Source organism: Bacillus sp. FSL K6-0268, from assembly GCF_038005425.1.
Lineage (GTDB): Bacteria > Bacillota > Bacilli > Bacillales > Bacillaceae_G > Bacillus_A > Bacillus_A thuringiensis_S.
In genome coordinates this window covers 2,133,810-2,160,659 of the sequence record NZ_JBBOTF010000001.1, presented here as the reverse complement: position 1 = coordinate 2,160,659, position 26,850 = coordinate 2,133,810, and the positions used below count along the sequence as shown (strand labels likewise).

Below are 26,850 nucleotides of genomic sequence, written 5' to 3'. Positions count from 1 at the left end.
ATCAGTGGGGGATGAACAAAATCTGCACTTTATAGAATTCATATGAGATTTATATTTCTAATTCAATTTGCATAAGGAGTGTGTGAAATGAATCGCGAAAAAAGTTCTTTATATGAAGAAAAATCCGAGCATTATTATAATGCAGCGAATCCGAATTTATTAAAGCATATAAAAAAGGAATGGAAAGAAGTTCTTGATATTGGTTGCTCGAGCGGTACATTGGGAGCAGCTATTAAAGAAAATGGTACACGTGTATCAGGAATCGAGGCATTTCCAGAGGCTGCAGAAAAAGCGAAAGAAAGACTAGATCATGTTATTTTAGGGGATATAGAAAAAATAGATCTTCCTTATGAGGAGGGGCAATTTGATTGCATCCTATTTGGAGATGTATTAGAGCATTTATTTGATCCATGGGCTGTGATTGAAAAGGTTAAGCCATATATAAAGCAAAATGGTGTGATTTTAGCAAGTATACCAAACGTTGCTCATATTTCAGTATTAGCTCCCTTACTTGCCGGAAATTGGACGTATACAGAATATGGTTTATTAGATAAAACACATATTCGTTTCTTTACATTTAATGAAATGCTAAGAATGTTTTTAAAAGCAGGATATGTTATTAGTAAAGTAGATCGTGTATATGTTGATCATAAAATGTATGAGCCACTTATTGAGGAGTTATATGGAATTTGTAAAAAATATCGTCTTGGAAGTGGCTTCATGGCTGAGACAGTTGTATTTCAGTATATTATTGAAGCTGAAAAATCACAATTATGAGTGCTGCAGACAAAACAATATTATTTGTTACATGTATAAATGATCGGAAATTGTATGCAAACTGCGTGCGACATATATTGCAATTGTTAGTACCACCAGGGTATATTGTCCAATTTATGCCGATTCGAAATGCGAAAAGTATGACGAGTGGATACAATCAAGCCATTTCGCATCCAGCGAAGTATAAAGTGTATTTACATCAAGATGTTTTTATTATAAATAGAGCTTTTTTATACGGATTACTTCAATTATTTGAGGAACATGAACACCTTGGTATGATTGGGATGGTTGGAGCGCAATATGTTCCTCCAACTGGTGTATGGAACGAAGGGCGTGGAATTGTAGGAAAGGTCATTGGTTATATGAATGATTTGTTTTATATGGCAAGTTTAGAACAACCGTATCACGAATCAAAAACATTTATTCCTGTAGAATGTATTGACGGTTTATTAATGGCGACACAATATGATGTTCCGTGGCGAGAAGACTTATTTGACGGATTTGACTTTTATGATGTATCTCAATCATTTGAATTTAAAAAAGCAGGATATACAGTCGGTGTACCTGTACAGCGCGATGCTTGGTGTATCCATTATCATTTTGATGTGAATATGACGAACTATGAGAAGTATCGGGAAATATTTGTGGAACACTATATGTCAGAGGTAAATAAGGAAGAATAAAAGGGGGGACAAAAATGAAAGATCATACAATATTAGTTGTTGTTTGTGTAAATAATGAAGAGCTTTTCAAACAATGTGAGAGCCAAATCAGAAACATTTTTGTTCCCCCTGGCTATGTCGTACAAATTTTTCCGATACGAGATGCACAAAGTATGGCAAGTGCATACAACCGAGCCCTTTCATATCCAGCGAAATACAAAGTGTATATACATCAAGATACATATCTTATTAATCGAGACATGTTTTCTACACTTATATCTCTTTTTAAAGAAAATGAAAAGCTTGGTTTAATAGGAGTCGCTGGGGCTCAGTTTTTACCGAATAACGGGATATGGTGGGAAGGAAAAAATTTAGTAGGGAAAGTGATTGAATACAGAAGACAGAATTATCAATTATTAAATTTAGATCAGGTTTTTTATGGTAATCAACCATTTTTGTCAGTTCAGGCAATTGATGGTTTATTCATGGCAACGCAGTATGATATTCCGTGGCGAGAAGATTTGTTTCAAGGGTTTCACTTTTATGATGTGTCACAGTCTTTAGAGTTTCAAAGGGCTGGTTATTTAATCGGTATCCCAAATCAAGCAAATTTATGGTGTATTCATTACAACGGGGATGAGTTTGATGCGGATACATATGAGAAGTACCGGCAAGTGTTTATAGAACATTACAAAGATATATTATCTCCATCATAAAGGAGAGATGCAGAGTGAAAGGAATTATTTTAGCAGGTGGTACTGGATCGAGATTATATCCAATAACGAAAGTAACGAATAAACATTTACTTCCTGTTGGTCGGTATCCGATGATTTATCATGCGGTATATAAGCTAAAACAATGCGATATTACAGACATTATGATTATTACAGGTAAAGAGCATATGGGGGATGTTGTTAGCTTCTTAGGGAGTGGTCATGAATTTGGCGTGTCCTTTACGTATCGTGTGCAAGATAAAGCGGGCGGTATCGCACAGGCGTTAGGGCTTTGTGAAGATTTCGTCGGGAATGATCGTATGGTAGTTATATTGGGGGATAATATTTTTTCAGATGATATTCTTCCGTATGTTGAAGAGTTTGCAAATCAAAAAGAAGGTGCGAAAGTGCTCTTGCAATCTGTAGAAGATCCCGAAAGATTTGGCGTAGCACATATTCAAAACCGAAAAATAGTTGAAATTGAAGAAAAGCCGAAAGAGCCGAAAAGTTCTTATGCTGTTACGGGAATTTATTTGTATGATTCGAAAGTTTTTTCTTATATTAAAGAATTAAAACCTTCTGCACGGGGAGAACTTGAAATTACAGATATAAATAATTGGTATTTAAAACGAGGGGTACTTACTTATAATGAAATGAGCGGCTGGTGGACTGATGCGGGAACTCATGCTTCTCTTCAAAAGGCGAATACGTTAGCACGGGATATTGATTTTGGGAAACAGTTTAACGGAGAATAGGTGAGAATATGAAAGTCGTAGAAACAAATTTTATCGATGCAAAATTGTTAGAACCGAGGTTGTTTGGAGACGAGCGTGGCTTTTTTTCAGAAAGCTATAATAAGCAGGTGCTAGAAACATTAGGGATTACGTATTCATTTGTACAGGATAACGTATCTTATTCGGCTAAGGCAGGAACGATTCGGGGACTACACTTTCAAAAAAAACCGAAAGCACAAACGAAACTCATTCAAGTTATGCAAGGGGCAATTTATGATGTTATCGTTGATTTACGAAAAAAATCACCAACATTTAAACAATGGAAAGGGTATATTTTAAGTGCAGATAACCATCGACAATTACTAGTGCCAAAAGGGTTTGCGCATGGATTTTGCACCCTTGTTCCGCATACTATCGTTATGTATAAAGTAGATGAATATTATAGCGCAGAGCATGACTCAGGATTACTTTGGGAAGATAAAGATTTAGCAATTCCTTGGCCAGTAACCGATCCTATATTGTCCGATAAGGATCAGATATTACCATTACTAGAGGAATATGAAGATAGTTTTTAAGTAGGAGCGTTGTTTATGAATATATTAGTAACAGGTGGGGCTGGATTTATTGGAAGTAATTTCGTTCATTATATGCTACAAAGTTATGAAACATATAAAATTATTAATTACGATGCATTAACATATAGCGGGAATTTAAATAACGTAAAATCTCTTCAGAATCACCCGAATTACTCTTTTGTAAAAGGAGAAATTCAAAATGGAGAGCTATTAGAACATATTATAAAAGAGCGAGACGTACAAGTGATTGTAAATTTTGCAGCTGAATCACATGTGGACCGTAGTATTGAAAATCCGATTCCTTTTTATGATACAAATGTAATTGGGACGGTCACTTTATTAGAACTAGTTAAAAAATATTCGCATATAAAACTTGTGCAAGTATCAACGGATGAAGTGTATGGCTCTTTAGGGAAAATAGGGAAATTCACAGAGAAAACGCCGTTAGCTCCAAATAGTCCATATTCTTCAAGTAAGGCGAGCGCGGACCTGATAGCTCTATCTTACTATAAAACATATCACTTACCGGTTATAGTAACGCGTTGTTCTAACAATTATGGGCCGTACCAGTATCCCGAGAAATTAATTCCGTTAATGGTTACGAATGCACTGGAAGGAAAAAAACTACCGTTATATGGTGATGGTTTAAATGTAAGAGATTGGTTACATGTAACGGATCATTGTAGTGCGATTGACGTTGTTCTGCATAAGGGACGTGTAGGAGAAGTATATAATATAGGTGGAAATAATGAAAAAACAAATGTAGAAGTTGTGGAACAAATTATTACTCTTTTAGGAAAAACAAAAAAAGATATCGAATATGTTACAGATCGTTTAGGGCACGATCGTCGTTATGCGATTGATGCAGAGAAAATGAAGAATGAATTTGATTGGGAACCGAAATATACGTTTGAACAAGGATTACAAGAGACGGTGAAATGGTATGAAAAGAATAAGGAATGGTGGAAACTACTAAAAGACCAGTAAGGGGCATGTTAAATGAAAGAGAGGGTTATCATAACAGGAGCAAACGGCCAATTAGGAAAGCAACTATTTGAAGAGTTAAACTCTGAAGAATATGATATATATCCATTTGATAAAAAGTTATTAGATGTGACAAATATATCCCGAATACAACAAGTGGTACAAGAAATAAAACCACATATAATTATTCATTGTGCTGCCTATACGAAAGTAGATCATGCGGAGAAAGAACAGGATCTTGCATATAGAATAAATGCAATCGGAGCTCGAAATGTAGCGGTCGCTTCACAATTAGTAGGAGCGAAACTAGTTTATATTAGTACTGATTATGTATTTCAAGGCGCCAGACCAGAGGGATACGATGAATTTCATAGTCCAGCGCCGATAAATATATATGGAGCCTCTAAGTATGCGGGGGAGCAGTTCGTCAAAGAGTTACATAATAAATATTTTATCGTTCGCACATCGTGGCTATATGGTAAATATGGAAATAATTTTGTGAAAACGATGATGCGATTAGGAAAAGAAAGAGATGAAATATCTGTTGTAGCGGATCAAGTTGGCTCTCCTACGTATGTGGCGGATTTAAATATAGTTATTAATAAGCTCATTCATACTTCTTTATACGGTACATACCACGTATCAAACAGAGGCTCATGCTCTTGGTTTGAATTTGCAAAAAAGATATTTTCGTATACAAATATGAAAGTGAATGTGTTACCTGTTTCAACGGAAGAATTCGGGGCTGCGGCTGCGAGGCCCAAATATTCTATCTTTCAACATAACATGCTACGATTAAATGGTTTTTTACAAATGCCGTCTTGGGAAGAAGGATTAGAGCGCTTTTTTATAGAAACCAAAAGTCATTAACAAATTTCTGTTAATGACTTTTTTGTTTGCCTTTAAGCGGTTTTATGGTACTATAATTATAGTATCAGGTACTAATAACAAGTATAAGTATTTCTGGGAGGATATATCATGGAACTATTACAAGGGAAAACATTTGTTGTTATGGGCGTTGCGAACCAAAGAAGTATTGCGTGGGGAATTGCTCGCTCTTTGCATAATGCAGGTGCAAAATTAATCTTCACATATGCAGGAGAACGTTTAGAAAGAAATGTTCGTGAATTAGCGGATACATTAGAAGGACAAGAATCACTTGTATTACCTTGTGATGTAACAAATGATGAGGAACTTACAGCTTGCTTTGAAACAATTAAACAAGAAGTAGGTACTATTCACGGTGTAGCACATTGTATTGCTTTTGCAAATCGCGATGACTTAAAAGGCGAATTTGTAGATACTTCTCGCGATGGATTTTTACTTGCACAAAATATTAGTGCATTCTCTTTAACAGCTGTAGCCAGAGAAGCGAAGAAAGTTATGACAGAAGGCGGAAATATTTTAACGTTAACATACCTTGGCGGCGAGCGTGTTGTGAAAAATTATAACGTTATGGGTGTTGCGAAAGCTTCATTAGAAGCGAGCGTGAAATATTTAGCAAACGATTTAGGTCAACATGGTATTCGTGTCAACGCTATTTCTGCAGGACCAATTCGTACGTTATCTGCAAAAGGTGTAGGCGATTTCAACTCAATCTTAAGAGAAATTGAGGAGCGCGCACCACTTCGTCGTACAACAACTCCAGAAGAAGTTGGCGATACAGCAGTATTCCTATTCAGTGATTTAGCTCGCGGTGTAACAGGAGAAAACATTCATGTTGATTCAGGGTATCATATCCTAGGATAAATATAATATTAATTTTTAAAGGACAATCTCTAAATGCTGAGATTGTCCTTTTTATTTGTTCTGAGAAAGAACGATTTTTAACGAAAGTTCTTACCACGTGATGAATATAACTATAATAGTACACAATTTATTCAGCTACGTATGGAAGTGGGAGGGACGAGTGTGAAGAATAAAAATAAAAGTTCAACAGTTGGAAAACCGTTGTTATATATTGCGCAAGTAAGTTTAGAACTTACTGCACCGAAAATAAAAAGGATTATCCTGACAAACTTTGGAAATGAAGATCAAAAAGAGCAAAGTAATAGAAATGAAAATATTGTAAGTAGTGCTGTGGAAGAGGTAACAGAACAAGAACAACAAGAAGAGCAGCAAGTGGAAGAAAAAATAGAAGAAGAGAAAAAAGAAGCACACGCAGAACAAGAACAACAAGAACAACAAGAACAACAAGAACAACAAGAACAGAAAGAACCAGTAAGAACTGTTCCGTATAATAAATCATTTAAGGATATGAATAATGATGAAAAAATTCATTTTTTATTAAACCGCCCTCATTACATTCCGAAAGTAAGGTGCAGAATAAAAACAGCTACAGTTTCTTATGTTGGATCGATCATATCGTATCGTAATGGCATTGTATCTATTATGCCGCAAAATAGCATGAGAGATATTAGGTTGTCTATAGATGATATCCAATCAATTAGTATGGCCGGCTTTTAAATATGTAAAGGTGGTAGAAAGCTTCTACCACCCCAATAGTTTTTTAGTTTACTTCACTTATTAGATAGTAACGTCGCGTAAGCATTGAATCGCACAGAAACAGCTTAAATCAACAGTAATGCAAGTAGATGTCGATACTAGTCTTGCATTTGGTACAGCTAAAAACGTACAAATTGGGTCATCAGTAGGTGGTACAGGAGAACTATCACCTAATACTACACTTAATACACGTAGTACAGCACAGCTATCATCATCTACACTTTCCACACGGAAAATTGGAGAACGGCAGCTAGTAAGGCTTGCAGATGGTGCAAATGCTTCAAATGGTGCTCCAGCTTTTGTGTATAAAATAAAAGGACGTGTATTTGCTACTGATGCAGTATTGTGTGCACCTAAAAATGGAATTTCACAACCAGATCCACACGTTGTTGTAGAACAATCTTGTAATTCATTGATGAATTTTACAACGTCAACTACACAATGAGAAGAGCCATGGTGTTTATTTTCGTTACAACTCATTAATGTCACTCCTTATCTTCTTGTTTGTATTTACATTAATAAGATATTGGAGTCGAGGAGATTTGGTCACAATCTCAAGACCTTTTTTTTTAAATAGGCGAAAGAAGATAAGGGAAGGTGGAATTATGCTGTTTACAAGCTGGCTTTTATTTTTTATTTTCGCGTTAGCAGCCTTTAGGCTCACTCGTTTAATTGTTTATGATAAAATTACAGCCTTTTTGCGAAGACCATTTATTGATGAATTAGAGATTACGGAGCCAGATGGAAGTGTATCAACGTTTACAAAAGTGAAAGGTAAAGGATTAAGAAAGTGGATTGGCGAATTATTAAGCTGTTATTGGTGTACAGGTGTATGGGTTAGTGCTTTTTTATTAGTTTTATATAATTGGATTCCTATCGTTGCGGAGCCGTTACTTGCATTATTAGCTATTGCAGGAGCAGCAGCAATCATTGAAACGATTACAGGATATTTTATGGGAGAATAATATATTTTCATAATAAGAGAAAAAGCGGAGTTTAAAAGAATGAGGGAACGGAAATAAAGAGTTGTTCATATAGTAAATAGACAGAATTGACAGTAGAGGAGATGTTTGCTGTGAGCAATAATCCTAGGCAAAATTCATATGACCTGCAGCAGTGGTATCAAATACAGCAACAGCACCATGCACAACAACAGGCATATCAAGAACAATTACAACAACAAGGATTTGTGAAGAAAAAGGGATGCAATTGTGGGAAAAAGAAGAACACAATAAAACACTATGAAGAATGAAACACTCATGTTACTGTGAGTGTTTTTTATTATACATATAAAAAGCGGTATTTCTGTATTAGAAATACCGCTTTTTACTAGCTAATTTGTGCAACTGTTAATGCTGCTGCACGGATGTCTACAGTTCCAATTAACTCAACTGGTACAATTTGAATTAAGTCACCAGGATTTAAGTTAATAAGAATAACACCGCTGGATACGTCTACTTCACCAGTACCAATAACGTTAGAACGAACCGCTGTACCTGATCCAGGAATAATGTTAGCTGGCGTACCTAATGATAAGAAGAAACGACCAGCTTCTGGTGCAACAGGTGCATTATCAAGACTAATTGTTAATGTATAACTGATTTGATAAATACCAGCTCGTAGAATTCGAATACCATCTCCAACACTTACTGTATCATTTATTACAGGAACAGTAATATTTGGGTTTGGACTTACACTAGGTAATAGTAGTGGTGTAAATAGTGAAGCGAACTGAGGTGCAGACGCGTTGAAAGCAAAACCGAAGGCAGGTAGTGTACTAGCTGGTTTTGCCTCGCAATCAATTTTAGTAAATTCGCAATCAGAAGAGAACATGTTTTTCACTCCTTTATCTGTTTCTACTTTCAGTTAATGAAAAGGACAGGTTCTATGTTCTAGACAAGTTCCCAATTTTAAGAAATTTACATAATAATACTCGTTAAGCATGGATTGGGTGGCAGAATTATCTGCCACCCAATCCATACTTAACGCATTATTTAGTTTTAAATTGTAACATCGCGTAAGCATTGAATCGCACAGAAGCAACTTAAATCAACAGTAATGCAAGTAGAGGTTGATACTAATCTTGCATTTGGTACAGCTAAAAACGTACAGATGGGATCGTCAGTAGGTGGTACAGGGGAGTTATCACCTAATACTACAGTTAATACACGTAATACAGCACAATCATCATCATCTATACTTTCTACGCGGAAAATTGGAGATCGGCAGCTAGTAAGACTTGCTGATGGTGCAAATGCTTCAAAAGGTGCTCCGGCTTTTGTGTATAAAATAAAAGGACGTGTATTAGCTACTGATGCAGTGTTATGTGCACCTAAAAATGGAACTTCGCAACCAGATCCACATGTTGTTGTTGCACAGTCTTGCAGTTCATGTATAAAGCGAACGACATTCGATACACAGTTGAAATCACAATCATGTTCATGATGGTCTTCGTTACAATTGCAGCTCATTATGTTCACTCCTTATCGTGAGTTCTGACATACACTATTACAATATGAGTGGGATATGGCTGATATTACGTTAATTCTCACGATAAAAACAAGGAATTTATATAGGAGGGATGTACATAATGTGATATAAAAAAAGACATCCTTATTTAGTGGATGTCTTTTCAGGTAAATCTTTTCGCACAGTATATAAAAAACGAGATATATCTAATTTCTTTCCTCTGAAAAATTGCGGAGAAGAAATGTAAAGCTCTTCTTTCGCACGTGTAATGGCGACATACAGTAATCGGCGTTCTTCTTCTAACGCTTCAGAAGTTTCCGTAATACGATCATTTGCATCTTTTAAAGAAGAAGTATGGGGCAGGATTCCATCACTCGCTCCAAGTAAAAAGACACATGGAAATTCAAGGCCTTTTGCGTTATGAATTGACATAAGTGAAACGGCATCTTTTTGCGGCATTGTTTTTAATGCTTCCATTTCCTTTTGACCTTGAATCGCCTCGTCGATAAATTGTAAATAAGCTGGAATATCGGTGAAACGAGTTGCAGACTCCATTAATTCTTCCAACATTTCTTCTTGTATGTCTTTATGCATCGTAAAGGAAGAACGATCGTTACTTTGTAAGTACTCTAAATATTTTCCTTTACCATGTATGATTTCTTTTAATGCTTTTTTCGGTTCTAATTCTTTAATAAATTTAATAAAATCGATGCGCTCATTTACCTTTTTCACTTGAAAAGGTTTTAAGCTCGGATTTAATAATAAGAAATGAAGAAGAGAAGGAAAACGGCCTTCACCATATTTCCATTGTTCACGTTCAATAAATGAAATACAATCATCACGTCCGATATACATCGTCGGCAATATGTTTGAAAGTGATTCTAGTCGAAACGGCTCAATCACGAGTCTTAAATGATCTAATACAGGCTTAATTAAAGAATGTTCATAAAATGATTGGCTCGCCCCGTGTTTAATAAACGGAATTTTATGAATGGTAAGCTGATCAAGTAACGAACGGCTTACAGAATGTGTGCGATACAGTAAACAAAAATCTTTATAGTTTCGGTCACCGCTATCTACTTTTTCTTGAATGAGCTGCAAAATTTGATTTGCTTCATCAAGAGTTGTAGCAGGTCTTGCATAAAAAGGTTGTACACCTTCCTCACGAACGGAGTATAGCTCTTTATCAAAACGTTCTTGATTTAATTTTATAACTTCATTTCCAAGCCCGACGATAAAGGGATTGGATCGATAATTCGTATTTAGTGCAATGATTGTTGTGTTATCAAATTCTTTTGGAAAAGATAAAATAATTTGGTGACTTGCCCCTCGCCAGCCATAAATTGCTTGATCATCATCACCTGCGATGAACAAATTATTTCTTGGCGTGGCTAACAATTTTACAATTTCATATTGTGCATAGGATGTATCTTGAAACTCATCTACTTCAATGTAGTGAAAACGTTGTTGTAATTGAGTTAGTAAAGGAGCATTATTTTCTAACATATAATATGTTTCCAATAAGATGTCATCGAAATCAATATAATTGTATCGTTGTTTTACCTCTTCAAAACGTTCATATACTTCTTTAAATTCTTGTTCGACTGGCGTTTTCGCCTTTACATCTTTCGGACGATTTAATTTGTTTTTCTCAAGTGAAATCATCGCGAGGATCGTTTCCGAATCATAATCGTCTTTTAAACGCAATTCTTTTAAGATTTTCTTTATCATAATTTGTTTATGTTTTTCATTTGCTAAAATTTGCTGATTATACCCTTGACTACGAAGCAATTTTAAGAAAACAGAGTGGAATGTACCAGCAACAACGTAGCTACTTGCTGCATGATTCATACCTGGTAACTTTGCAACACGACTTCGGATTTCTTCAGCTGCTTTTTGTGTAAATGTAAGTAATAAAATATTTCTTGGATGAACTTGTTTTACATTTACTAAATAACCAACGCGAGTTGTTAAAACAGATGTTTTCCCGCTTCCAGCACCAGCTAGTGTAAGAACAGGACCTTCTGTTGTGCGCACGGCTTCTAATTGTTTTTCGTTTAAAAAAACATTTTGTTGTTCGAGAGCGCGGAAATAAGCCGCATCTACATCTTCTTCCATAATTAAATGGGTAGATGTTTTCGGAGTATGATATGTCGCACGCGGAATATCAGCGTGTGTTAACGATTTTTGTGAAAATTTTTCTTGTGTCATATATTCACCTTCAAAACTATAGCATCAACATTTAACTTTAGCGGAAGAAAAAGAAAATAGCAATGTAAAAAAACAGGAGGGGTCACCTCCTGCTTTCAAATCACAATTCTTTTATCATTACGACGTGCGGGATATTTGCTTCCATAAATACATCAGAACTCGTTACATATCCAAGTTTTTTATAGAAATCTTCAGCATGTGTTTGAGCATGAAGTTTCAATTTTGGTAGCGAATTTTCCTTTGCATACGCTTCAAGCGCATCCATAACAATTTTTCCGATGCCTTTTTTTCGATGGGAACCTAGCACGCAAATGCGTTCCACTTTTCCTATACCATCAAGGGTGCGAAAACGTCCAGCACCAACTGGAACATCATTGTCATATATAACAACGTGTGTTGAAGTTTCTTCAAACTCATCGTACTCTTCTTCAGCAGAGACACGTTGTTCATTTACAAACACTTGTTTACGTACAGAGAATGCATCTCTTAGTTGTTCGTCCGTTTGTACAATCTGTGCGTGCAAATTAGTTGTTCCCCTTTCCAAGATGGAATGTTTCGTGTACAGTCCATGTTCCATTTTCTAATTGATATAGAAGATGGAAACGATCAATTGGTTGTTCATAATAGAAATCTTTCATACGTAATCGCCCCAATACATCAGCATGCTCTGCATCTGATAAGCCTTGTCCGATTGTTAAGTGAGGTACGAAAGCATATTCGCGTTCTTGCGTGAATAACCCGCCATGCATTTCTTCATTTAAGAAAGTAAGTTCAGGTGTTTTTTCTACTTTAAAATAAAGGACGTTATTAACAGGTGCGAATGAACCGACTTTCCCAACATGAAGGGTGAAAGGGTTCGTTTTACCTGCGATTGTATGTAGCTCGTTTACAATCGATTCTAATTGTTCATCTTGCGTCTCAAAGGGTGTTTTCAATGTAATATGTGGCGGAACTAATGCGTAGTGTGGGTCATAACGCTTACGCAATCCGTTCGCTTTATCTTGAATCATTTTAGATGGAAAAATTACAATGCCTAATTTCATGTTCCAATTCCTCCCTTTGTAAGTCTAGTTAGATTTTGAGATAAATAGATCTCTTCGTCTATTATATCAAATTATTCTGAATACTGCTCTCTATTATTTCATTGATAGAATATGAGAGAAGGCTTTTGGTAAATCAGTTTGCCAATATTTCCAAGTATGATTACCTTCAAACTCTTCGTAATGCGTAATGAAATTTCTATCTGTAAGAAGTGTATTTAACTCACGGTTCGGTTCTACGAAATCAGATACTTGTCCATCAGTACGCTTTACAGCCGTTTCTTCTGTACCGATGACGTGATACAGTTCTAATGCTTGTGGATCTTTGAAGTCTTTTGCTAAGTTCATTACTGTCTCATCCACAAATGGTGATTGCATAACGACTTTACCGAATGTATGCGGATACATAAGTGCAGTCATAAAGGAAACTGTTCCGCCAAGAGAATCACCAATTAAAACACGACCTTTTCCCATTTGGTACGTTGGATAATTTTCATCAATATATGGTGCAAGTTCATGAGCAAGGAAACGTATATATGCAGCATTTTTTACTTCATTTGGGAAATATTTTTCTTTACGATCATGTACATTTTTATATGGAATACCGACAATAATTGTACGGTCAATTTCTTCAGTTTCACGAAGGCGCTCAATTACACGATGCGCTTTACCGAGCTGAAAATAATCTCTACCATCTTGTGCAATTACAACTGTATGTTTGTGCAGTGGTGTGTAATTTACTGGTAAATAAACGAGAAGTGTAACGTCTTCTTGAAGTGATGCGCTATAAAATGAAATTTCTTCAATTCTCCCTATTGTTTGACTCATGTAGATCCCCCTAAATAAAAATTTACTGTAACGATTGTAAGAGCGACGCTTGTAGTGAAAAAGGAAATAAATATTCACTAATTGGTGCCTTAATTTCTATTTTACCATAATGGTACGAAGAATCTAAAAAATTAGTATTTAAGTCACGAAAGAAAACGGATATAATGAAGTGGGATTTTTGACAGGTGAGAGGGGAGACAGGATTTGAAACAAGAAAAGTCAATCGCACTACCATTAGCTATTTCTATAATTGCCATTTCTTTTGCAGCAGTTTTTGTAAAGATGTCCTCAGCACCATCTTCTATTTTAAGTATGTACCGCTTATGGATTATCGTACTTATTATGCTGCCTATCGTATGGAAAAAACGGGAAGAGTTTAGTAAAATTCAAATAAAAGATTGGGGATTTTTAATTGGATCTGGTTTCTTTTTAGCACTTCATTTTCTATTATGGTTTGAATCTTTAAAGCATACGACAGTTGCGAGTTCGACGATTATTTTAGCGCTTCAACCAATCGTATCTTTAATTGGAGGTTTTTTCTTATTTAAAGAAAGAACAACATACTCAGCTATTGCAACGATGGGAATTGCGATATTAGGCGTAATGTGTATTGGTTGGGGAGATTTAGGGCTAAGTGAACAAGCAATTTATGGAGATATATTATCCTTTTTAAGTGTAATAGCGGTTGTCGGTTATTTATTTATTTATCGGGCAAACGACAGTAAAGAAAGTATCACACTGGATTTACAGCTTTACAGTTTTTGCATTCGCAGGTATTTTTATGGGAATTTATAATATAGTATTGCAAGTGCCTTTTACAGGTTATACGAAGTGGGATTGGACCGTTTTTCTTTTACTTGCGGTTGTCCCGACAGTGTCACACGTCATTAATAATTGGTTATTAAACTACGTAAATGCAACAACAATTTCAATGAGTATTTTAGGAGAACCCGTTGGAGCATCTATACTAGCGTTCTTCTTACTCGGTGAAAGACTAAATGCCATGCAAATTATCGGTAGCATGCTCGTATTATTTGGTGTATCTGTTTTCTTACTACAGCAACAAAAACGAACAGCAAAAAATGTAGTAAACGAGCCGGCGTATACACAGGAATTATAATGTTAGAGGAGAAAAGAGAAGTTGTGATACTTCTCTTTTTGTTTTATATAAATACGGGTGTGGAAGGGGGAAGGAAATGGAATTCCCATCAAAAAAAGATGTATGGCTATATCCGATTTTTTTCGTTGTCATTGGAGCGTGTTTTGCTCCCCTATTTGCAGGTAGAGAATATTTTCTTTTATTTTTTACAATTTCATTAGCGATATTATTTATTTGGAGTTGGTTTTCGACAAAATACATCGTCGGAGAAGAAACAATTACAATTAGATCAGGTTTCGTTAAAAAGCGCATATTTATACGAGATATAAAACAAGTTTTAAATACAAAAAATCCAATAGCAGCCCATGCATTGTCATTTGATCGACTTGAAATTGTTTATGGTGCACATCAAACAGAAATTATTTCTCCTAAAGATAAAGAGCAATTCATCAATCTTGTTAAAAGTAAAAATCCACACATTGAAATAAAGTAAAAGAGTGGCTTCGTAGCCACTCTTTTACTTTGGATTTGTCATATAAGGTTGTACGTGAATGATACATAGGTCACGGAACTTTCCTTCAGCAGTTGTGACAATTACGACTGCTCTACCTGCACTTTTTCCAGTAATCGTTACCGTGTCCCCCTTTGGATACAGTGTGATAACATCAGCATTCATATTCGTCCAAAGAAGTTCTTTATTTGTTGCCTGCATTGGCAAAACGGAAGCTGATAACTCAGTGCTTTGGCCAGTTCTTACTTTTAACTTATTTTTTTCCATATGAACACCGATGACTGAAATAACAGAAGGAGCAATAGTAATTTTAGGTGGATTAGGTTGTATGTTCAAACAAGACGCAGAAGTATTGGTGATAGGTGAAAATTTTCGTGTTTGTTGTTGCTGGAAAGCTGCTAACATATTGGAGTCCCCTTTCTGTATAAGTGCTGATAGTAATACTATAAAGGAGTAGTGTTACGTTTAATTTAACGAAACATAAAGAAATTGTTAAATTCGAGCAGAAGATCCTCGAACTTTGATATAAAGAAAGCTCTGCTGATACGATAACAGCAGAGCTTTCCCTTTATAGATTATGACTATGTTGTTTTTCGAAATTCTCAAATTGCTCTTCAACTTCTTTTGAAGGTTGTGTTAGTAAACTAACAATTACGATAGCTAGTAAACTAATAGCGAAACCTGGAATCATTTCATATAAGAAATCTTTTAAGAATTTGAATTGAGTCCATATAATAACAGTAGCGGCACCAGAAACCATACCAGCAAGCGCGCCCCATTTCGTCATACGTTTCCAATATAAGCTTAATAAAATAGCAGGTCCGAATGAAGAACCGAACCCAGCCCAAGCATATCCAACAAGAGCTAAAATCGTATCATTTTGTTTAAGTGCTAATGCACATCCAATTAAAGCAATAACAAGAACAGCCATACGACCGACAAATACAAGTTCTTTATCAGAAGCATCACGCTTAAAGAAAGTTCTATATAAGTCTTCTGTTACTGCACTCGAAGTAACGAGAAGTTGAGAAGAAATTGTACTCATAATAGCTGCTAAAATAGCTGCTAATAAAAATCCAGTAATAAGTGGATGGAATAAAATAGTGCCAAGTTCAACGAAAATCGTTTCTGGATCAGAAAGTTTTAAACCTGCTTTTGAATAGTATGCAATACCGATAAGGCCAGTAAACATAGCTCCAGCAACAGAGAAAATCATCCAGCTCATACCAATACGTCGTGCACTTTTAATTTCTTTTACAGAAGAAATCGCCATAAAGCGTACAATAATATGTGGTTGTCCAACATAACCAAGGCCCCATGCGAATAATGAAATAATTCCTAATACAGAAGTACCTTTAAAAATATCTAATAATGCCGGATCGATAGATTTAATTGTTTCAAATGCTGGACCAAGTCCATTTACGTGCATAATTGTTACGACTGGAACAAGAATAAGAGCGACTACCATAATGATTCCTTGCACGAAGTCTGTCCAACTTACAGCTAAAAATCCACCAAATAATGTGTAAGCTACGACAACTCCACCAACGATAAGAAGACCAACATGGTAATTGAGTCCAAATGAATTTTCGAATAATACAGCACCAGAGACAAATCCTGAAGCTACATAAAACGTGAAAAATATCATAATAACAAGTCCAGATACTAAACGTAGCATATGGGATTTGTCGTGGAAACGGTGTTCCAAAAATTCTGGGATAGTAATAGAGTTATTTGCAATTTCAGAGTAGGTACGTAAGCGAGGAGCGACATAAAGCCAGTTTGCATATGCGCCTAATGTTAGGCCAATCGCAATCCAGCTACTACTTAATCCAACGCTAAACATTGCACCGGGTAAGCCCATTAAAAGCCAACCACTCATATCAGCTGCTCCAGCACTTAATGCTGTTACTGCGGGGCCTAGTGTACGCCCGCCAAGCATATAATCTGTTAAGTTGGATGTTTGCTTATAAGCGAAATAGCCGATAATTAGCATCCCGAGCATGTAAATAGAGATAGAAGTTAAAATTAACATCTGCGTACTCATGTAGTTCCCCTTTCTTTTGTCATGTCTTTTGATGCGTTATGCATATTTATCCCGCATGAACGGGCAGTAAAACTCCCACCTTAAAATTGGATGGGCAAGGAAGTTAGGTGGGAGATCAACTGCCCGTAAATGCCCGATTAGTTCAACTAATAATAAGTGGGGGATGAACAAAACCCCCACTTATTAAAGTTTCACTTTATAATCTATCATGATTATTCTGGAAAATCCATATAGAAATATGAATTTTCAGAAATGTAAGCGTTTTTTGATGTGATTTTACTTTTTTAATATATAATATTCATACAAAAAACCTTATTTTTAATAGAGTATTTATTATATTTACATAAAAAGAGGTTGTTTTGTCAATATAATATTGAAAGGAAAGAAAAATAAAATTTTTAAAAAAGTATTGACTTGTGAAAAAAGTCAGGTCTATAATGAGTGCAACTTAAAAAAATGCAAGCGTTGATGAAGAAGAGTACACATGATGAACATGTCAGAGAGCTGATGGTTGGTGCGAATCAGTATGGAATTGATGTGGAATGGGCTTCGGAGCTTCCAAACCGAAACGAAAGAAGTAGGCTTTGGCGACATGATCTCATCGATACAAGAGACACGTATTGTTTTTGATACGGTAAAGTGCGTTACATTTGTAACGAATTAAGGTGGCACCACGGGAGTACCCGTCCTTTCTATAGGATGAGTACTCCCTTTTTGTGTATAAAAAATTAAATAAATGAAATCGTTTAAGTAAGAAGAGTACGTATATTGGAGACGTTACAGAGAGCCGGGAATAGGTGGGAGCCCGGTACGGTGCCATATACGGAATGGGCTTACGAGAGGTATGCTGAACAATTATTTTCAGTAGGCAACCCGGGTTCCGCCGTTACAAGGATAAGGTATAAATTTTGTACCTGAACAAAGCGGGATGCTTTTGCATCCAACACGAGGTGGTACCGCGGTATATTTATCGTCCTCTACATATTTTCGATATGTAGGGGACTTTTTTATTTTTCAGAGTGAGGTGAAGGACATGATGACGAAAGAAGAATTTATAAAACAAAAAAGAGAGAGAAAGACATTTTTAGTAATCACTGAAGAAGAAGGAGATAGCATTACGCCAATTTCTTTATATAGACGTATGAAAGGGAAGAAGAAATTTTTATTAGAAAGTTCACAGATTCATCAAGATAAAGGGCGTTATTCTTACTTAGGATGTAATCCTTATGGAGAGGTGACAAGCGTTGGTACGGAAGTAGAAAGAATGATATATGGGCAAACAGAAAAGTTAAAAGGTAACGTACTACAAGTGTTAGAAGAAGTAATCGCATCATCACAAGTAGATAGCCCATTTCCATTTTGCGGAGGAGCAGTTGGTTATATTGGATATGATGTCATTCGGCAGTATGAAAACATTGGAGCGGATTTACACGACCCATTAAATATTCCGGAAGTACACCTTTTACTATATCGTGAGTTTATCGTTTACGATCATTTACGCCAAAAGTTGTCGTTTGTATATGTATGCAGGGAAGATGATTCAGCAGATTATGAGGAAGTATACGAAAGGCTACGAGTATACAAAGAGGAAGTGCTACAAGGAGAAGAAGCTGAAGTAAATGCAATACAATCCACATTATCATTCACTTCTTCTATAACGGAAAAAGAGTTTTGTGAGATGGTAGAAATGGCGAAAGAACATATAAGAGCTGGGGACATATTCCAAGTCGTACTGTCACAGCGTTTGCAAAGTGAATGTATTGGTGATCCATTCGCGTTATACCGAAAACTTCGAATTGCAAATCCATCACCATATATGTTCTATATCGATTTTCAAGATTATGTTGTACTCGGTTCTTCACCGGAAAGTTTGCTATCAGTAAGGGAGGATAAAGTAATGACGAATCCAATTGCTGGTACAAGACCGAGAGGGAAAACGAAGAGGGAAGATGAGGAAATCGGAAAAGAACTGTTGGAAGATGAGAAAGAGCGAGCAGAGCATATGATGCTTGTAGATCTTGGGCGAAATGATATTGGCAGAGTGAGTAAAATTGGATCCGTGACGATAGATAAATATATGAAAGTAGAAAAATATTCTCACGTTATGCACATTGTATCTGAAGTTTACGGAACATTGCGAAAACAAACGAGCGGATTTGATGCGTTAGCGTATTGCTTACCAGCAGGGACAGTTTCTGGAGCTCCGAAAATTAGAGCGATGGAAATTATAAATGAGCTAGAGAATGAAAAAAGAAACGTATACGCCGGAGCAGTTGGATACGTTAGTTTTTCAGGGAATCTTGATATGGCACTTGCCATTCGAACGATGGTCGTAAAGGATGAAAAAGCATACGTTCAGGCCGGAGCAGGAGTCGTTTACGATTCAGATCCAGTAGCTGAATATGAAGAAACATTAAATAAAGCGAGAGCGCTATTGGAGGTAATGAAATGATTGTACTAATTGATAATTATGATTCATTTACTTATAACTTGTATCAACTGTTAGGTGAATACGAAGAAGATATTGTAGTCGTAAGAAATGATCAAATAACGATAGAACAGCTAGAAGAGATGAATCCAACAGGAATTGTGCTTTCACCAGGACCAGGAAAACCAGAGGATGCTGGTATTTGTATCGAAGTGATTCGTCATTTTTATAAGAACGTTCCCATATTAGGGATTTGTCTTGGCCACCAAGCGATCATAGCCGCATTTGGAGGAGACATTGTTAGAGCAGAACGTATTAAACACGGAAAAACATCGCGTGTGAAACATAACGGAACGTCAATCTTTTCATACGTTACACAGCCGCTGACGGCGATGCGCTATCATTCCCTTGTTGCAGAGCAAACGAGCTTGCCAGATTGTTTTGACATATTAGCGACAGCGATGGACGACGGAGAAATAATGGCAGTCCGTCACAATTATTATCCGCTCTTCGGATTACAGTTTCATCCGGAATCAATCGCAACAGAAGAAGGCGGAAAGTTAATACGTGCCTTTTTAACAGAAGTAAAAGAGGAGGAAAGAGTATGAATAACTATCTTCGTAAATTAGTGGAGGGTCAACATTTAACAGAAGAGGAAATGTATAAAGCAGGACTACTTTTATTAAGTGAAAACATATTAGAAAGTGAAATTGCAGCTTTCTTAGTCTTACTGAAAGCGAAAGGTGAAACTGCAGAAGAAATATACGGTCTCGTTCGAGCTCTTCGCGAAAAGGCATTGCCGTTTTCGAACCATATACAAGGAGCAATGGACAATTGCGGGACGGGTGGTGACGGTGCTCAAACGTTTAATATTAGCACAACATCAGCATTCGTACTGGCAGGAGCAGGTGTAAAGGTTGCAAAACATGGTAATCGTGCCGTTTCTAGTAAAACAGGAAGTGCAGACTTATTAGAAGAACTAGGTGTAAATATTAGTAGTACGCCAAACGAGATTGATTATTTACTAGAGCATGTGGGCATTGCCTTCTTATTTGCACCAGCAATGCATCCAGCACTAAGGCGCATTATGAAAATAAGAAAAGAGTTAAACGTGCCGACAATCTTTAATTTAATTGGTCCTTTAACAAATCCAGTGAATTTAGAAACACAATTTGTCGGTATTTATAAACGAGATATGTTATTACCAGTTGCACAAGTATTACAAAAGTTAGGCCGGAAACAAGCGCTTGTCGTAAATGGAAGTGGTTTTTTAGATGAAGCGTCATTACAAGGGGAAAATCAAGTAGTCCTTTTAAAAGATAATGAAATAGTAGAAATGAATATTGATCCAGAAAATTATGGTTTTTCAAGAGTGAAAAATGAAGAAATTAGAGGGGGGAATTCACAAGAAAATGCAAAGATTACAGTCGGCGTATTGAGTGGAGAAAAGAGTGTTTACCGCGATACAGTGTTATTAAATGCAGGTCTAGCCCTTTTTGCAAATGGAAAAACAGAAACGATTGAAGAAGGAATTAAACTAGCAACACATAGCATTGACTCTGGAAAAGCATTAACCAAATTAAACTTATTAATTGCAGCAAGCAACGAAAAATTAGAAAGGGTGAACTAAAGTGGGGACGATTTTAGATAAAATTGTAGAACAGAAGAAAAAGGAAGTTGCGGAGTTATATGAAACGTATACACCAGTCAAAACAAAAAGAAAGACACATTCACTTGTAGAAGCGTTACAGCAGTTTACTGTCATTGCAGAAGTAAAGCGAGCATCACCATCAAAAGGAGATATCAATTTACACGTTGACGTACGAAAACAAGTGGGAACATATGAAGACTGTGGGGCAGGAGCAGTATCTGTTTTAACAGATGGTCAATTTTTTAAAGGATCGTTTCACGATTTACAAACAGCAAGAGAAGAAAGTAACATTCCGCTTTTATGTAAAGATTTCATAATCGATAAGATTCAAATCGATAGAGCGTATGAAACGGGAGCAGATATTATTTTACTAATCGTAGCAGCGTTAACGAAAGAAAAGTTAAAAGAGTTGTATAGCTACGTGTTAGAAAAAGGATTGGAAGCGATTGTTGAAGTTCATGATGAACAGGAATTAGAAACTGCGATCCAACTAAATCCACATGTTATTGGCATTAATAATCGTAATTTAAAAACGTTCGAAGTAGATTTAAGCCAAACTGAAAAGTTAGGAAAACGATTGAATGAGGAGAAATTACTTTGGATTAGTGAAAGTGGCATTCATTCAAAAGAAGATATTACCCGCGTTAAAAGAGCTGGAGCAAAAGGTGTATTAGTTGGAGAGGCACTTATGACATCATCTTCTATTAGTAGCTTTTTTGAAGATTGTAAGGTGAATATATGAAAGTGAAAATTTGTGGTATTACTGATGTTGAAACAGCAAAATGTGCTTGCGAATACGGAGCAGATGCAATCGGATTTGTTTTTGCAGAAAGTAAGCGGAAAATTACTCTGGGGCTAGCGAAAGAAATTATTGGGGAGCTTCCAGCACACGTATTAAAAATCGGGGTTTTCGTAAATGAATCAGTTGAAGTGATTCAGAAGATTGCAGATGAGTGCGGGTTAACGCATGTGCAACTACATGGGGATGAAGAGAATCATCAAATTAGAAGATTGAATATTCCGTCTATAAAATCGCTAGGAGTAACTTCAGAGAGTGATATGAAAAGCGCTCAAGCATATGAAACGGATTATATATTGTTTGATAGCCCGAAAGAAAAGTTTCATGGAGGAAATGGAAAGACATTTTCATGGGAATTACTTGAGCATATGCCAAAAGAGTTGCGAAAGAAAACGATATTAGCTGGTGGATTAAACATCCTTAACATAGAAGAAGCAATTCGAACTGTTCGGCCATATATGGTCGATGTAAGTAGCGGAGTAGAGACAGAAGGAAAGAAAGATCTAAAGAAAATAAAACAATTTATTATAAAATCGAAGGAGTGTTCCAAATGAACTACGCATATCCAGATGAAAAAGGTCACTACGGTATATACGGAGGACGATACGTTCCAGAAACGTTAATGCAATCTGTATTAGAACTAGAAGAAGCATATAAAGAAGCGATGCAAGATGAAGCGTTTCAAAAGGAATTAAATCATTATTTAAAAACGTACGTTGGAAGGGAAACACCGCTTTATTTCGCTGAAAATATGACGAAGTATTGCGGTGGTGCAAAGATTTATTTAAAACGTGAAGATTTGAACCATACAGGAGCTCATAAAATTAACAATACAATCGGTCAGGCACTACTTGCAGTACGAATGGGCAAGAAAAAAGTTGTCGCTGAAACAGGAGCAGGACAACACGGAGTGGCAACTGCTACTGTATGTGCCCTACTCGGATTAGAATGCGTCATCTTTATGGGAGAGGAAGATGTGAGACGTCAAAAATTAAATGTGTTCCGAATGGAATTACTCGGAGCGAAAGTAGAAAGTGTAGCGGCAGGTAGCGGCACATTAAAAGATGCAGTGAACGAGGCGCTTCGCTACTGGGTTTCACACGTGCACGATACACACTACATTATGGGATCCGTTCTCGGGCCACATCCATTCCCGCAAATTGTCCGTGATTTCCAAAGTGTAATTGGAAATGAAACGAAAAAACAATATGAGGCGTTAGAAGGAAAGTTACCAGAAGCAGTCGTTGCTTGTATTGGCGGTGGTAGTAATGCGATGGGCATGTTTTATCCGTTCGTACACGATGAAGAGGTCGCTCTTTACGGCGTAGAAGCAGCAGGGAAAGGCGTTCATACAGAAAAGCATGCAGCAACTTTAACGAAAGGAAGCGTCGGTGTTTTACACGGATCAATGATGTATCTTCTGCAAAACGAAGAAGGGCAAATTCAAGAAGCGCACTCTATTTCAGCAGGACTCGATTATCCAGGTGTTGGTCCAGAACATAGCTTGCTAAAAGATATTGGCCGCGTTTCTTATCATTCAATTACTGATGATGAAGCGTTAGAAGCATTTCAATTATTAACGAAAAAAGAAGGAATTATTCCGGCTTTAGAAAGCTCACATGCTGTCGCATATGCATTAAAATTAGCGCCGCAAATGAAGAAAGACGAAGGACTTGTCATTTGCTTATCAGGCCGCGGTGATAAAGATGTAGAGAGTATAAAACGTTATATGGAAGAGGTGTGAAAAATGGGAGTAGAAAAAATTAAAGCAGCGTTTGAAAATGGTAAGAAAGCATTTATTCCGTACGTAATGGGCGGAGATGGTGGACTTGAGAAATTAAAAGAAAGAATTCGTTTTCTAGACGAAGCAGGAGCAAGCATCGTTGAAATTGGTATCCCGTTTTCAGATCCAGTTGCAGATGGCCCAACGATTCAAAGAGCAGGGAAGCGAGCGCTAGATAGCGGTATAACAGTAAAAGGAATTTTTCAAGCATTAATAGAGGTAAGGGAAGAAGTGCAAATTCCGTTTATACTCATGACATATTTAAATCCAGTACTCGCATTTGGAAAAGAACGATTCATCGAAAACTGCATAGAAGCAGGTGTAGACGGCATCATCATTCCAGACTTACCATATGAAGAACAAAATATTATTGCGCCGTTACTTCGAGAGGCAAACATTGCGCTAATTCCACTCGTTACCGTAACGAGCCCAATTGAGCGAATCGAAAAAATTACGAGTGAATCAGAAGGATTCGTCTACGCTGTTACAGTAGCGGGCGTAACGGGAGTACGTCAAAACTTTAAAGAGGAGATTCGTAGTTACTTAGAAAAAGTAAAATCACACGTCAACTTACCAGTAGTCGCAGGATTCGGTATTTCAACAAAAGAACATGTAGAAGAAATGGTTACAATATGTGACGGAGTTGTTGTTGGAAGTAAGATCATTGAGCTTTTAGAAAATGAAAAACGAGAAGAAATATGTGAATTAATATATGCAACAAAACAAAAAGAAGAGGCGTAAGTCTCTTCTTTTTGTTTTGCGTAATAAATGTTAAAATATACAGAAAATACATTTAATTCAGAGGTGAGAAGGCATGCTAAGACGCAAATTACTGTATCTTCTTTTAACTATACCACTATACGCTTGGCTCATTAGCATGGCGAAAATAGAGTTGATGGCTCTATTTTTAGGATATGTATTTATCTTTTCCAACTTAAATCGCATTCAAGAACAGTCTATTTTAGAAATATGTCTATTTTCGATTAGTATAGAATTATTTAGTATCGTTTCGATTGTATTATTAAACGAATTATTTCTACGGATTCATTCATTTACATTAATGAAATTTGGGAATATTGTATTGCAAGCAATATGTACTTACATTGTGTTTGTTGTGTTAGAAAAAATAATTGGGCAGCAGACAGTTTTTCAGAATAATAGAAAATGGGGTGAATGAAAAGGGGCCAAACGGCTCCTTTTTTGAATCTGTTGTAAAAACAATTGAAAATTATGTCATCTGTTATATAATAGTTAAAAATTGTATTTTAAACGAAATGAGATGATAACATGGCCATATTGTTGGCACTTATCCCAATTATGATGATTTTCATTTGTTTATTTTTATTTAAACAAACGTCATTAAGATCCTCGTTAATTTCTTATGCAGTGTCTGTCGGAATCGTTTTACTCTCGCCAACGTTTCGATTAGGGATAAGTGAAACTGTGCACGCAACGATTAAAGGATGGTTAATTTGTTTTATTGTCGGGTACGTTTTATTTTTCGGTATTTTTTTATTTCACCTCATGAACAAAATGGGATACATCGATCAAGTAGCACGTTTTTTAGAAGAAATCACACATGATCGCTTATTACAAATGCTGCTTATGTGTTTTGGCATTTGTCCGCTTATTGAATCAGTAAGTGGATTTGGTATTGGATTCATGGTTGCAGCACCTATTTTTCTTTCGCTAGGCTATAAACCATTTCAAGCTGTACTGCTCTCATTCATCGGCTTACTAGCTAGTTCATGGGGCGCAATGGCAACGGGTACGATTATCGGTTCGCAGCTAATAAATATGCCTCTTACAACACTTGGTACAAATACAGCGCTATTAAGTATTCCGATGTTTGCTTACTTCGTTATTCTTTCTTTACACGTTGTTGGCGGCTGGCAAGCGGTTATAGAAAAGTGGAAAGAAGGAGTAGGGTTCTTTCTATTATTTTCTCTCGGAATATATCTTTCTAATGCGTACGTAAGTGTTGAACTAGCCGGGATATTAAGTTCTATCGTTACGATTACATTTGGCTTTCTTATCATTAAATTAAAAGGAAAAAGTGGGCAAAATCTTATAACAGAACATGCCGCTGCAACGGAGAGAGAAGTATCCATTATAAAAATTATTAGCCCTTATATATTTCTAACAGTTTGTATTTTACTTTCTCGCCTCGTTCCAGCATTACATGATTTGTTCAGATCATATGCGGTTCTTGATTTGAAATCATACTCTTATAAACTAGAGTTACTATATTCACCAGGATTTTGGCTCGGTATGACTTGCTTATTTACTATTATTTTCTTCCGCATCCCGTCTAATATTATTAAACAATCATTCTCACAAACGATCAAACAATGGATTCCATTTGCTATTACGACGACAATGTTTATCGCCATTTCAGAACTAATGGGTGCATCAGGCATGCATTCATTACTCGCAAAGACAGCTGGTGATACATTTGGAACCTTTTTCGTTTTCGTTGCGCCGTTTATTGGCGCTATTGGTGGATTTTTAACAGGTAGTAACGCAGGATCAAATGCAATGTTTATAAAACTACAAATGCAAACCGCACAAAACGTAGCACTCCCGTGGCAATATGTCACAACACTTCAAAACACCGCATCATCAGTAGCGACAATCGCTTGTCCATCACGGATTACACTAGGTGCTTACTTATGTAATATCCCTTACCGTGAAAATGAACTATTAAAGAAGACGACGTTAATGATCTTTGGTGCGGTTTTGCTTGTAGTGGTAGAGGTTATTGTTTGGTATATGTTGAGAAATTAAAAATCCTCCTAACATAGGAGGATTTTTTTTATGAATGGATAATGTTTTAAATATGAAAAGCTTCTACTAAGTCAACAACCCGCCACTTAACACCCTTACGGGTCGTTTGAAGTGGGGGCTTGCGTCTGTCGGAGTTCGACAGTGCTTCTACCCTCATAGAGAGCAACTACGCTTATTCCTACCCAGTAGTACGAACGAGCAATGCTCTCCTACCTTAGTATGGTGGAGCATAAGGACGGTTGACTTC

Annotated in this window: 30 protein-coding genes, 1 pseudogene and 2 other annotated features; of the genes and pseudogenes, 22 read left to right on the top strand and 9 right to left on the bottom strand. The window is 36.5% G+C overall.

All coding sequences use genetic code 11. The features are described 5' to 3' along the window. The first annotated feature begins 87 nt into the window (after positions 1–87). The 9 genes from MHI28_RS11110 to MHI28_RS11070 all read left to right on the top strand — a co-directional run bounded on the left by MHI28_RS11110 (position 88) and on the right by MHI28_RS11070 (position 6,911). Entirely contained in the window at positions 88–777 is a 690-nt protein-coding gene (locus MHI28_RS11110; RefSeq protein WP_001078436.1) for a class I SAM-dependent methyltransferase, read from the top strand. Next, positions 774–1,460: a glycosyltransferase family protein gene (locus MHI28_RS11105; protein ID WP_001271181.1), complete on the top strand. Its 687-nt coding sequence runs from the start codon at positions 774–776 to the stop codon at positions 1,458–1,460. The genes MHI28_RS11110 and MHI28_RS11105 overlap by 4 nt, the downstream gene beginning before the upstream one ends. 14 nt (positions 1,461–1,474) lie before the next feature. After that, on the top strand, positions 1,475–2,155 hold the full coding sequence (locus MHI28_RS11100; RefSeq protein WP_000651525.1) for a glycosyltransferase family protein: 681 nt from the start codon (positions 1,475–1,477) through the stop codon (positions 2,153–2,155). Positions 2,156–2,169: 14 nt separating this feature from the next. Further along, the gene (locus MHI28_RS11095) at positions 2,170–2,907 is read left to right on the top strand and encodes a sugar phosphate nucleotidyltransferase (protein WP_000676159.1); all 738 of its coding nucleotides are present in this window, start codon (positions 2,170–2,172) and stop codon (positions 2,905–2,907) included. Between the two features lie 8 nt (positions 2,908–2,915). Continuing rightward, entirely contained in the window at positions 2,916–3,461 is a 546-nt protein-coding gene (gene rfbC / locus MHI28_RS11090) for a dTDP-4-dehydrorhamnose 3,5-epimerase (protein WP_000869412.1), read from the top strand. A 15-nt stretch (positions 3,462–3,476) separates the two neighbouring features. Continuing rightward, the gene (gene rfbB, locus MHI28_RS11085) at positions 3,477–4,448 is read left to right on the top strand and encodes a dTDP-glucose 4,6-dehydratase (protein ID WP_001024179.1); all 972 of its coding nucleotides are present in this window, start codon (positions 3,477–3,479) and stop codon (positions 4,446–4,448) included. A 12-nt stretch (positions 4,449–4,460) separates the two neighbouring features. After that, on the top strand, positions 4,461–5,315 hold the full coding sequence (gene rfbD / locus MHI28_RS11080) for a dTDP-4-dehydrorhamnose reductase (protein ID WP_000664661.1): 855 nt from the start codon (positions 4,461–4,463) through the stop codon (positions 5,313–5,315). Between the two features lie 108 nt (positions 5,316–5,423). Further along, complete coding sequence (gene fabI / locus MHI28_RS11075; protein ID WP_000421885.1) at positions 5,424–6,194, top strand: enoyl-ACP reductase FabI; 771 nt, start codon at positions 5,424–5,426, stop codon at positions 6,192–6,194. 141 nt (positions 6,195–6,335) lie between these two features. Continuing rightward, entirely contained in the window at positions 6,336–6,911 is a 576-nt protein-coding gene (locus tag MHI28_RS11070; protein ID WP_086389842.1) for a spore coat CotO family protein, read from the top strand. Positions 6,912–6,971: 60 nt separating this feature from the next. Here MHI28_RS11070 and exsY read toward each other — a convergent pair whose 3' ends face one another. Next, positions 6,972–7,430 carry an exosporium assembly protein ExsY gene (gene exsY / locus MHI28_RS11065; RefSeq protein WP_001277734.1) on the bottom strand — a complete coding sequence of 153 codons (459 nt, stop codon included), beginning with the start codon at positions 7,428–7,430 and terminating at the stop codon, positions 6,972–6,974. A gap of 125 nt (positions 7,431–7,555) precedes the next feature. Here exsY and MHI28_RS11060 point away from each other — a divergent pair, with 125 nt between their 5' ends. Further along, positions 7,556–7,915, top strand: coding sequence for a DUF1360 domain-containing protein (locus MHI28_RS11060; protein ID WP_000899662.1), 360 nt, complete (start codon positions 7,556–7,558; stop codon positions 7,913–7,915). A gap of 101 nt (positions 7,916–8,016) precedes the next feature. Further along, positions 8,017–8,202, top strand: a complete 186-nt coding sequence (locus MHI28_RS11055) for a hypothetical protein (RefSeq protein WP_014894818.1) — start codon at positions 8,017–8,019, stop codon at positions 8,200–8,202. A 77-nt stretch (positions 8,203–8,279) separates the two neighbouring features. Here the strand turns inward: MHI28_RS11055 and exsF are convergent, their stop codons facing one another. From exsF to MHI28_RS11025, 6 genes are all read right to left on the bottom strand, one after another. Then, positions 8,280–8,783 carry an exosporium protein ExsF gene (gene exsF, locus MHI28_RS11050; RefSeq protein ID WP_000492933.1) on the bottom strand — a complete coding sequence of 168 codons (504 nt, stop codon included), beginning with the start codon at positions 8,781–8,783 and terminating at the stop codon, positions 8,280–8,282. Between the two features lie 167 nt (positions 8,784–8,950). Then, a complete protein-coding gene (gene cotY / locus MHI28_RS11045) occupies positions 8,951–9,421 on the bottom strand; it encodes a spore coat protein CotY (RefSeq protein WP_001277697.1) in 471 nt (156 codons plus the stop codon). Positions 9,422–9,563: 142 nt separating this feature from the next. Further along, positions 9,564–11,630 (bottom strand): ATP-dependent helicase, encoded by a 2,067-nt coding sequence (locus MHI28_RS11040; protein WP_000191211.1) that lies wholly within the window; start codon positions 11,628–11,630, stop codon positions 9,564–9,566. A gap of 100 nt (positions 11,631–11,730) precedes the next feature. Beyond that, positions 11,731–12,153, bottom strand: coding sequence for a GNAT family N-acetyltransferase (locus tag MHI28_RS11035; protein ID WP_000543309.1), 423 nt, complete (start codon positions 12,151–12,153; stop codon positions 11,731–11,733). A 1-nt stretch (position 12,154) separates the two neighbouring features. Then, positions 12,155–12,673 carry a YjcG family protein gene (locus tag MHI28_RS11030; protein ID WP_000765871.1) on the bottom strand — a complete coding sequence of 173 codons (519 nt, stop codon included), beginning with the start codon at positions 12,671–12,673 and terminating at the stop codon, positions 12,155–12,157. Positions 12,674–12,766: 93 nt separating this feature from the next. After that, positions 12,767–13,498, bottom strand: a complete 732-nt coding sequence (locus MHI28_RS11025) for an alpha/beta hydrolase (protein ID WP_000084010.1) — start codon at positions 13,496–13,498, stop codon at positions 12,767–12,769. Positions 13,499–13,702: 204 nt separating this feature from the next. Here MHI28_RS11025 and MHI28_RS11020 point away from each other — a divergent pair. Together MHI28_RS11020 and MHI28_RS11015 are read left to right on the top strand one after the other, a co-directional pair. Beyond that, positions 13,703–14,618: pseudogene (locus MHI28_RS11020) on the top strand (DMT family transporter). A 76-nt stretch (positions 14,619–14,694) separates the two neighbouring features. After that, on the top strand, positions 14,695–15,090 hold the full coding sequence (locus MHI28_RS11015) for a PH domain-containing protein (RefSeq protein ID WP_000395656.1): 396 nt from the start codon (positions 14,695–14,697) through the stop codon (positions 15,088–15,090). Positions 15,091–15,114: 24 nt separating this feature from the next. Here the strand turns inward: MHI28_RS11015 and MHI28_RS11010 are convergent, their stop codons facing one another. Then, positions 15,115–15,513, bottom strand: coding sequence for an Ig-like domain-containing protein (locus tag MHI28_RS11010; protein ID WP_000878727.1), 399 nt, complete (start codon positions 15,511–15,513; stop codon positions 15,115–15,117). Between the two features lie 163 nt (positions 15,514–15,676). Beyond that, positions 15,677–17,155 (bottom strand): sodium/proline symporter PutP, encoded by a 1,479-nt coding sequence (gene putP / locus MHI28_RS11005; protein ID WP_000107191.1) that lies wholly within the window; start codon positions 17,153–17,155, stop codon positions 15,677–15,679. A 456-nt stretch (positions 17,156–17,611) separates the two neighbouring features. Next, positions 17,612–17,849, top strand: a binding site (T-box leader). A gap of 42 nt (positions 17,850–17,891) precedes the next feature. After that, positions 17,892–18,136, top strand: a binding site (T-box leader). Between the two features lie 52 nt (positions 18,137–18,188). Here putP and trpE point away from each other — a divergent pair. From trpE to MHI28_RS10960, 9 genes are all read left to right on the top strand, one after another. Continuing rightward, a complete protein-coding gene (trpE, locus tag MHI28_RS11000; protein ID WP_002162884.1) occupies positions 18,189–19,607 on the top strand; it encodes an anthranilate synthase component I in 1,419 nt (472 codons plus the stop codon). After that, positions 19,604–20,191, top strand: a complete 588-nt coding sequence (locus MHI28_RS10995; RefSeq protein WP_000636336.1) for an aminodeoxychorismate/anthranilate synthase component II — start codon at positions 19,604–19,606, stop codon at positions 20,189–20,191. The genes trpE and MHI28_RS10995 overlap by 4 nt, the downstream gene beginning before the upstream one ends. Beyond that, on the top strand, positions 20,188–21,213 hold the full coding sequence (trpD, locus tag MHI28_RS10990; protein WP_001067363.1) for an anthranilate phosphoribosyltransferase: 1,026 nt from the start codon (positions 20,188–20,190) through the stop codon (positions 21,211–21,213). Before MHI28_RS10995 ends, trpD begins: the two co-directional genes overlap by 4 nt. A 1-nt stretch (position 21,214) precedes the next feature. Then, the gene (gene trpC / locus MHI28_RS10985; protein WP_000536711.1) at positions 21,215–21,976 is read left to right on the top strand and encodes an indole-3-glycerol phosphate synthase TrpC; all 762 of its coding nucleotides are present in this window, start codon (positions 21,215–21,217) and stop codon (positions 21,974–21,976) included. Beyond that, positions 21,973–22,587, top strand: coding sequence for a phosphoribosylanthranilate isomerase (locus MHI28_RS10980; protein WP_000865127.1), 615 nt, complete (start codon positions 21,973–21,975; stop codon positions 22,585–22,587). Before trpC ends, MHI28_RS10980 begins: the two co-directional genes overlap by 4 nt. Then, positions 22,584–23,777 (top strand): tryptophan synthase subunit beta, encoded by a 1,194-nt coding sequence (gene trpB / locus MHI28_RS10975; RefSeq protein WP_001105026.1) that lies wholly within the window; start codon positions 22,584–22,586, stop codon positions 23,775–23,777. The genes MHI28_RS10980 and trpB overlap by 4 nt, the downstream gene beginning before the upstream one ends. 3 nt (positions 23,778–23,780) lie before the next feature. Further along, positions 23,781–24,557: a tryptophan synthase subunit alpha gene (gene trpA / locus MHI28_RS10970; protein ID WP_340827949.1), complete on the top strand. Its 777-nt coding sequence runs from the start codon at positions 23,781–23,783 to the stop codon at positions 24,555–24,557. Positions 24,558–24,630: 73 nt separating this feature from the next. Continuing rightward, positions 24,631–24,993 (top strand): DUF4029 domain-containing protein, encoded by a 363-nt coding sequence (locus MHI28_RS10965; protein ID WP_000946134.1) that lies wholly within the window; start codon positions 24,631–24,633, stop codon positions 24,991–24,993. A 110-nt stretch (positions 24,994–25,103) separates the two neighbouring features. Then, positions 25,104–26,603 carry an L-lactate permease gene (locus MHI28_RS10960; RefSeq protein WP_000996271.1) on the top strand — a complete coding sequence of 500 codons (1,500 nt, stop codon included), beginning with the start codon at positions 25,104–25,106 and terminating at the stop codon, positions 26,601–26,603. Positions 26,604–26,850: the final 247 nt, after the last annotated feature.

Coding starts and splice junctions, on each gene's coding strand:
- putP (WP_000107191.1), bottom strand. CDS start 17,155: ATGAGTACGCAGATGTTAATTTTAACTTCTATCTCTATTTACATGCTC.
- exsF (WP_000492933.1), bottom strand. CDS start 8,783: ATGTTCTCTTCTGATTGCGAATTTACTAAAATTGATTGCGAGGCAAAA.
- cotY (WP_001277697.1), bottom strand. CDS start 9,421: ATGAGCTGCAATTGTAACGAAGACCATCATGAACATGATTGTGATTTC.
- MHI28_RS11105 (WP_001271181.1), top strand. CDS start 774: ATGAGTGCTGCAGACAAAACAATATTATTTGTTACATGTATAAATGAT.
- trpA (WP_340827949.1), top strand. CDS start 23,781: ATGGGAGTAGAAAAAATTAAAGCAGCGTTTGAAAATGGTAAGAAAGCA.
- rfbB (WP_001024179.1), top strand. CDS start 3,477: ATGAATATATTAGTAACAGGTGGGGCTGGATTTATTGGAAGTAATTTC.
- MHI28_RS11025 (WP_000084010.1), bottom strand. CDS start 13,498: ATGAGTCAAACAATAGGGAGAATTGAAGAAATTTCATTTTATAGCGCA.
- MHI28_RS11070 (WP_086389842.1), top strand. CDS start 6,336: ATGGAAGTGGGAGGGACGAGTGTGAAGAATAAAAATAAAAGTTCAACA.
- rfbD (WP_000664661.1), top strand. CDS start 4,461: ATGAAAGAGAGGGTTATCATAACAGGAGCAAACGGCCAATTAGGAAAG.
- MHI28_RS10980 (WP_000865127.1), top strand. CDS start 21,973: ATGAAAGTGAAAATTTGTGGTATTACTGATGTTGAAACAGCAAAATGT.
- MHI28_RS11040 (WP_000191211.1), bottom strand. CDS start 11,630: ATGACACAAGAAAAATTTTCACAAAAATCGTTAACACACGCTGATATT.
- MHI28_RS10965 (WP_000946134.1), top strand. CDS start 24,631: ATGCTAAGACGCAAATTACTGTATCTTCTTTTAACTATACCACTATAC.
- MHI28_RS11015 (WP_000395656.1), top strand. CDS start 14,695: ATGGAATTCCCATCAAAAAAAGATGTATGGCTATATCCGATTTTTTTC.
- MHI28_RS11055 (WP_014894818.1), top strand. CDS start 8,017: ATGTTTGCTGTGAGCAATAATCCTAGGCAAAATTCATATGACCTGCAG.
- MHI28_RS11010 (WP_000878727.1), bottom strand. CDS start 15,513: ATGTTAGCAGCTTTCCAGCAACAACAAACACGAAAATTTTCACCTATC.
- fabI (WP_000421885.1), top strand. CDS start 5,424: ATGGAACTATTACAAGGGAAAACATTTGTTGTTATGGGCGTTGCGAAC.
- rfbC (WP_000869412.1), top strand. CDS start 2,916: ATGAAAGTCGTAGAAACAAATTTTATCGATGCAAAATTGTTAGAACCG.
- MHI28_RS11100 (WP_000651525.1), top strand. CDS start 1,475: ATGAAAGATCATACAATATTAGTTGTTGTTTGTGTAAATAATGAAGAG.
- MHI28_RS11060 (WP_000899662.1), top strand. CDS start 7,556: ATGCTGTTTACAAGCTGGCTTTTATTTTTTATTTTCGCGTTAGCAGCC.
- trpB (WP_001105026.1), top strand. CDS start 22,584: ATGAACTACGCATATCCAGATGAAAAAGGTCACTACGGTATATACGGA.
- MHI28_RS11110 (WP_001078436.1), top strand. CDS start 88: ATGAATCGCGAAAAAAGTTCTTTATATGAAGAAAAATCCGAGCATTAT.
- MHI28_RS11030 (WP_000765871.1), bottom strand. CDS start 12,673: ATGAAATTAGGCATTGTAATTTTTCCATCTAAAATGATTCAAGATAAA.
- MHI28_RS10960 (WP_000996271.1), top strand. CDS start 25,104: ATGGCCATATTGTTGGCACTTATCCCAATTATGATGATTTTCATTTGT.
- MHI28_RS10995 (WP_000636336.1), top strand. CDS start 19,604: ATGATTGTACTAATTGATAATTATGATTCATTTACTTATAACTTGTAT.
- trpE (WP_002162884.1), top strand. CDS start 18,189: ATGATGACGAAAGAAGAATTTATAAAACAAAAAAGAGAGAGAAAGACA.
- trpD (WP_001067363.1), top strand. CDS start 20,188: ATGAATAACTATCTTCGTAAATTAGTGGAGGGTCAACATTTAACAGAA.
- exsY (WP_001277734.1), bottom strand. CDS start 7,430: ATGAGTTGTAACGAAAATAAACACCATGGCTCTTCTCATTGTGTAGTT.